5 protein-coding genes are annotated in these 6,468 nt (G+C 70.1%); 3 read left to right on the top strand and 2 right to left on the bottom strand.

The features are described 5' to 3' along the window. Nucleotides 1–155: 155 nt before the first annotated feature. Nucleotides 156–923, bottom strand: a complete 768-nt coding sequence (locus tag ADL15_RS11070) for a hypothetical protein (protein WP_067687970.1) — start codon at nt 921–923, stop codon at nt 156–158. A gap of 74 nt (nt 924–997) precedes the next feature. Between ADL15_RS11070 and ADL15_RS11065 the strand changes: the two genes are divergently transcribed. The 3 genes from ADL15_RS11065 to ADL15_RS11055 are packed head-to-tail and all read left to right on the top strand — an operon-like array spanning nt 998 to nt 5,381. After that, nucleotides 998–3,640 carry a valine--tRNA ligase gene (locus ADL15_RS11065; RefSeq protein ID WP_067687968.1) on the top strand — a complete coding sequence of 881 codons (2,643 nt, stop codon included), beginning with the start codon at nt 998–1,000 and terminating at the stop codon, nt 3,638–3,640. Beyond that, a complete protein-coding gene (locus tag ADL15_RS11060; RefSeq protein ID WP_067687967.1) occupies nt 3,637–4,962 on the top strand; it encodes a bifunctional folylpolyglutamate synthase/dihydrofolate synthase in 1,326 nt (441 codons plus the stop codon). Before ADL15_RS11065 ends, ADL15_RS11060 begins: the two co-directional genes overlap by 4 nt. A gap of 20 nt (nt 4,963–4,982) precedes the next feature. Further along, entirely contained in the window at nt 4,983–5,381 is a 399-nt protein-coding gene (locus ADL15_RS11055) for a DUF4233 domain-containing protein (protein WP_067687971.1), read from the top strand. A 55-nt stretch (nt 5,382–5,436) separates the two neighbouring features. Here ADL15_RS11055 and ADL15_RS11050 read toward each other — a convergent pair whose 3' ends face one another. Next, nucleotides 5,437–6,336 carry a VOC family protein gene (locus ADL15_RS11050; protein ID WP_067687966.1) on the bottom strand — a complete coding sequence of 300 codons (900 nt, stop codon included), beginning with the start codon at nt 6,334–6,336 and terminating at the stop codon, nt 5,437–5,439. Between the last annotated feature and the right edge of the window lie 132 nt (nt 6,337–6,468).

Genomic DNA, 6,468 nt, shown 5'->3' with positions numbered 1-6,468 from the left:
CGCCAGGTAGGCAAGGTTTGGGCGGGGAGGGCCATTCGGAAATATCAAGCCTGACGGTTTTCGAATGGCCCTCCCCGCCCAAACCGTCCCCCCTCGCGCCAACCCCAAAGACCACGAAGAGAAGCCAGCTCCGCTTGCCAGAGAGAGCGGCCAGATCAGCCGCGGGTCTGGGTGGCTTCGCGGATTTGGCGCATCAGGGTCGCGGCTTCGGATTCGGGGCGGTCGGGGAACATGGCCAGGGCCAGGCTTCCGTGGTCGGCCCAGCCGCAGACCGGGAGGTCGCCGGATTCGGTTTTGGTGGTGCCGCATTTCATGGTGCCGCCCAGTTTGCCGGCGGGGACCTCGTGCAGGTTGACGACCGCGCCCTGCTCGTCGGAGATGAGGCTGAACGAGGTGTCCAGGTCTTTGCCGGGGCTCCAGAAGAGCGTGGTGCCGCCGAAGAAGAGGACGTTCTTGCTCTCGCCGGCCGTGTAGACGGCGCCGACGGTTTTGTCCAGGTCCACCTCGGCGGAGAGTGCGGTCTGCAGATAGTCCGCGGTGTCCTGGGCGTTCTGGCTGGTGTCGAGAGTCAGCTCACCGATCTGGGGCGGGAGCTTCAGAGTGGCGTCCGACTCGGAGCTGATCTGCCAGTAGAACCAGCCGAGGGCGGCGATGCCTGCGACACCGATGGCCAGCAGGGAACTCAGGACGAGGGTCCGGGTCCGGCGGCGGCCGCTGGTCATCGGGGCGGGGCCGGCGTCTTCCTGCTGGTCGTACCCCTGAATCTGATCTTGATCTTGGTTGTCGAGCAGGCTGAACGGGGTTTCCTGGATCTCGATCGGGTCCGCTGCGGGCTCGACATCGGCTGCGGGAGCCTCGGGTGCGCCGGCGAGATCGGGGACGGGAGCGACGGGAGGGGGCGTCTGCTGGCCGCGGTCCGACATCAGGTGAGCCTACCGTCATCCACAGGTGGGAGTGCGAATACCAGGTGCGGGCCGGGAATCCGTAGACTTGCGGGGTGACCGATGCATCCGATACCCGCACCCCCGACAGCCGGCCCACCGGTGGACTCTCCGCTCAGTACCAGCCGGGCGAGGTAGAGCAGCGGCGGTATGAGCGGTGGGTATCGGAGGGCTACTTCACCGCCGACCCCAAGAGTGACAAGCCGCCGTTCACCATCGTCATCCCGCCGCCGAACGTGACCGGCTCGCTGCACGTCGGCCACGCCCTCGACCACACCATTCAGGACACCCTCGTGCGCCTCAAGCGCATGCAGGGTTTCGAGGTGCTCTGGCTGCCCGGCATGGACCACGCCGGCATCGCCACCCAGAACGTGGTGGAGCGCAAGCTCGCCGATCTCCAGATGTCCCGGCACGACCTGGGCCGGGCGAAGTTCGTGGAGAAGGTCTGGGAGTGGAAGGCCGAGTCCGGCGGGGCGATCCTCGGCCAGATGCGCCGGCTCGGTGACTCGGTGGACTGGTCGCGGGAGCGTTTCACGATGGACGAGGGCCTGTCCCGCGCCGTCCAGACGATCTTCAAGCGACTGTACGACGACGACCTGATCTACCGCGCGAACCGGATCATCAACTGGTGCCCGCGCTGTCTCACCGCGCTCAGTGACATCGAGGTCGAGCACACCAACGACGAGGGTGAGCTGGTCTCGATCCGGTACGGCGACGGCGAGAACTCGATCGTGGTGGCGACCACCCGGGCCGAGACGATGCTCGGTGACACCGCGGTGGCCGTGCACCCCGAGGACGAGCGCTACAAGCACCTGATCGGCACCGAGGTCGAGCTGCCGCTCACCGGCCGGCGCATCCCGATCGTCGCCGACGAGCACGTCGACCCGGCGTTCGGCACCGGCGCGGTGAAGGTGACCCCGGCGCACGACCCGAACGACTTCGAGATCGGCCAGCGGCACGACCTGCCCAGCCTGACCGTGATGGACGAGCGCGCGGTGATCACCGTCCCCGGCCCGTTCCAGGGCCTGGACCGGTACGAAGCACGTCCGGCCGTCGTCGCCGCGCTGCGTGCGCAGGGCCGGATCGTCGCCGAGAAGCGGCCGTACGAGCACTCGGTCGGCCACTGCTCGCGGTGCAAGACCACCGTCGAGCCGCGGCTCTCGCTGCAGTGGTTCGTGAACACCACCCCGCTGGCCAAGGCGGCCGGTGACGCGGTCCGGGACGGCCGGGTCACGATCGAGCCGGCCGAGCTCTCCAAGCGGTATTTCGCCTGGGTCGACAACATGCACGACTGGTGCATCTCCCGCCAGCTCTGGTGGGGTCACCGCATCCCGGTCTGGTACGGGCCGAACGACGAGGTCATCTGCGTCGGACCCGACGAGGAGCCGCCGACCGGCGAGGGCTGGCGCCAGGACGAGGACGTGCTGGACACCTGGTTCTCCTCGGGCCTGTGGCCGTTCTCCACGCTGGGCTGGCCGGAGCGCACCGCCGAGCTGGAGAAGTTCTACCCGACCAGCGTGCTGGTCACCGGGTACGACATCCTCTTCTTCTGGGTCGCCCGGATGATGATGTTCGGCCTCTACGCGATGGACGGCGTGCAGCCCTTCAACGTCATCAACCTGCACGGCATGGTCCGCGACCAGTTCGGCAAGAAGATGTCGAAGTCGTTCGGCAACGTGGTCGACCCGCTGGACTGGATCGACAAGTACGGCGCCGACGCCACCCGGTTCACGCTGGCCCGCGGCGCCAACCCCGGCTCCGACGTGCCGATCAGCGAGGACTGGTGCCAGGGCTCCCGCAACTTCTGCAACAAGCTCTGGAACGCCACCCGGTTCGCGCTGATGAACGGCGCGACGGTGGAGGGCGACCTGCCCGCGCCGAGCGAGCTCAGCGCGATCGACAAGTGGATCCTGTCCCGCCTGCAGCACGTCGTGGCCGAGGTCAACGAGCAGTTCGACAGCTACGAGTACGCCAAGGTCTGCGACACGCTCTATCACTTCGCCTGGGACGACGTCTGCGACTGGTACGTCGAGCTCAGCAAGCCGGTGCTGGCGCAGGAGGACACCCCGGAGGCGGCGCGCACCCGGCGGGTCCTCGGCCACGTGCTGGACCAGCTGCTGCGCCTGCTGCACCCGGTCATCCCGTTCGTGACCGAGGAGCTGTGGATCGCGTTCACCGGCGGCGAGACGCTGACGTTCGCGACCTGGCCGTCGGTCGACTACGCGCTCGTCGACGACGCCGCCGAGGAGGAGCTGGCCGCGCTGCAGAAGGTGGTCACCGAGGTGCGCCGGTTCCGCGCCGACCAGGGCCTCAAGCCGAGCCAGCGGGTCTCCGCCGCGCTGACCGGCCTGGGCAACGTCGGGATCGACACGCACGAGCCGCTGATCCGTTCGCTGGCCCGGCTGAATACGCCGGCCGAGGACTTCACCGCGACCGCCACCCTGGCGGTGACCGGTGGGATCACCGTCGACCTGGACACCCGGGGCACCATCGACGTGGCCGCCGAGCGGGCCCGGCTGGTGAAGGACCGCGTGGGCGCCGAGAAGGAAGCCGCGCAGTGCCGGGCCAAGCTCGGCAACGAGGCGTTCATCGGCAAGGCGCCGGAGCAGGTGGTCACCAAGATCAAGGATCGGCTGGCCATCGCCGAGGCCGACCTGGTCCGGATCGCCGCCGCCCTCGACGCGCTGCCCGCGGCATGAGCGAGTACACCGAGGTCGAGGCCGCGCTCAACGAGCGCGGTTTCACCCGCATGGTCTTCGACATGCAGAAGATCCGGGATCTGATGGACGTGCTGGGCAGCCCGCAGCGGGCGTACCCGGCGATCCACCTGACCGGCACCAACGGCAAGACCAGCACGGCGCGCATGATCGACGCGCTGCTGCGGGCCTGCGGCCTGCACACCGGGCGATACACCAGCCCGCACCTGGAGACCGTCCGGGAGCGGATCAGCCTGGACGGTGACCCGGTCTCCGAGGAGCGGTTCGTCGCGACGTACCAGGAGATCGCGCCGCTGGCCGACCTGATCGACGCGCGCAACACCGAGCCGCTCACCTACTTCGACATGACCACGGCGCTGGCCTACGCGACGTTCTCGGACGCGCCGGTCGACGTTGCGGTGGTCGAGGTGGGCCTGGGTGGCGAGGAGGACGCCACGAACGTCATCAACGCGGGCATCTGCGTGCTGACCCCGATCGGTCTCGACCACACCGAGTGGCTCGGCGACACCATCGAGGACATCGCCTGGGCCAAGGCCGGGATCATCCACAAGGGCGCCACCGTGATCACGGCGCTCCAGGAGGAGGACGCCCTCCGCCCGATCATGGAACGCTGCGCCGAGATGGACGCCACCCTGGCCCGGGAGGGCAGCGAATTCGGGGTGGTGACGCGGACCCAGGCGGTCGGCGGCCAGGTGCTCGTCCTGCAAGGGCTCGGCGGTGTCTACGAAGAGGTCTTCCTGCCGCTGTTCGGCGCGCACCAGGCGCAGAACGCCGCGCTCGCGCTGGCCGCGGTCGAGGCGTTCCTCGGCGCCGGGCCGGACAAGCAGATCGACATCGACCTGATCCGCGAGGGCTTCGCGCAGGTGGACTCGCCGGGCCGGCTGGAGCGGGTGCGCAGCGCGCCGGCGATCCTGCTGGACGGCGCGCACAACCCGCACGGCATGGCCGCGACGGTGACCGCGCTGGAGGACGAGTTCAACTTCCGGCACCTGGTCACGGTGCTCGCGGTGCTCGGCGACAAGGACGTGGCCGGCCTGCTCGACCTGCTCGAGCCGGTGTCCGCCCGGATCGTGGTAACGCAGAACAGCTCGCCGCGCTCGATGCCGTTCGCCGACCTGGCCGGGCTCGCGATCCAGGTGTTCGGCGAGGACCGGGTGTCGGTCGCGGAGAACATGCCGGATGCCATCGAGGAGGCGGTCTTCCTCGCCGAGGACGACTCGTCCGGTGAGCTGAGCGGTGTCGGCGTGCTGATCACCGGCTCGGTGGTGACCGTCGCGGACGCGCGAAGGCTGCTCAAGCGATGAGCGAGCCGGAGAACACCACGATGCCGGCTTCGCCGGACGAGAACGCGACGCCGGCCGGGGGCGAGGAAGGCGGCGCGGTGCGGCGTTCCGGGCTTCGCAACCCCGAAGCAGCGGTACGAGGGCTGGGCTCGGGGACGCTCGCACTGGAAGCGATCGTGCTCCTGCTGGCCATCCAGCCGATCAAGATCCTGGGCGGTCACCTGAGCGGCTGGGGGATCGGGCTGGTGATCTCCCTGGCCGTGGTGGCCGCGGTGCTCGCCGGGAGCATGCGGCGCAGCTGGGCGTGGAACGCGGGGACGGCACTGCAGGTGGTGCTGCTCGCGGGCGGGTTCGCGCACTGGTCGCTGGCGGCACTCGGTGTGATCTTCGGGCTCGCGTGGGCGTATGCGACGTACGTACGGAAGTCGATTCTCGGCTGACAGCGGTCGTCGGCAGTAAGTAAGGGGAGCCACTCGGTGGCTCCCCTTACGCATTTCAGGCTTCCGGGCGGATGGCGCGCCACTGGGTGATGGCGATGTTGTGGTTGTCCGGGTCGCGGAACGTGGCGGACCAGAGTTCCAGCTTGTCGCCGCGGTTGACCGGGCGCGGGGAGTGCACGAACTTGACGCCCTTCGCCTTCAGCTCGTCGTGCACCGCCTCGATGTCGCCCACCTCGAGGTTCAGGTAGATCAGGCGGCCGGCCTCCGAGGAGAGGTTGGGCACCGTGCGCAGCACGACCCGGGTGTCGCCGGAGGCCAGCACCGAGCTGCCCTCGCCGGTGTCGATCTCGTAGAAGCCGAGGGTGTCGCGGTAGAAGACGATCGAGCGGGCCAGCTGGGTGACCAGGATCGTGATGCCCACGCCGTGGATCGCGCCGGCCGGGCCGGGACGGGCGCTGGGGTAGGCGGTGATCAGATCACCGGCGTGCTCGTCGGGTTCGCGGCGGCCGGAGAAGTCGCCCCAGGGGCTGCCGGTGGGCTTGGTGCTCTCGCCCTTGTCCGCTTCGCCGTCGGCCTCTGCCCCGGCCTTGGCCTCGGCCTCTGCCCCGGCCTTGGTCGCGGCCGGTGCCGCCGGCGTCTCGGGTGCGGCCGTGGTCGCCACCGGCTCGGATGCGGCCGTGGTCGCCACCGGGTCGGGGCCGGGATCCGTCTCGGTCTCGGTGGCCGGGGGCTCGTCGACCGGGGGAGCCACGATGCCGGCGGCCATGGCGGGTGCGGCGGCGGGGGTGGCTTCCGGGGGTGTTTCCGGGTTCGGGTCCAGCGGGATGTCGATGTCGTCCGCGGGGAAGACCGGGCCGGACGCGCGGGACGCGGTCGGTTCGGGCGCGGTGGGGAAGGGGCGGTCCGGGGCGGGCGCGGTCGGTGGTGCGGTGAGCGGGGTCGGTGCGACCGACACCGGAGGTGTGGTGGGCTCGGGGCGGGGCTGCGCCCGGTGGGTGGTCGGGGTGGGCTCGTGGCGAGTGGCGGCCGGCGGGAGGGGGCCGGCCGGGGACGCCCTCGGCGGGGGGGGGGGGGGGGGGGCCCGGTC

This window comes from Actinoplanes awajinensis subsp. mycoplanecinus (assembly GCF_001509495.1).
Classification (GTDB): domain Bacteria; phylum Actinomycetota; class Actinomycetes; order Mycobacteriales; family Micromonosporaceae; genus Actinoplanes; species Actinoplanes palleronii.
The sequence above is the reverse complement of the archived record's forward strand: the minus strand, read 5'-3'. Positions and strand labels throughout refer to the sequence as shown.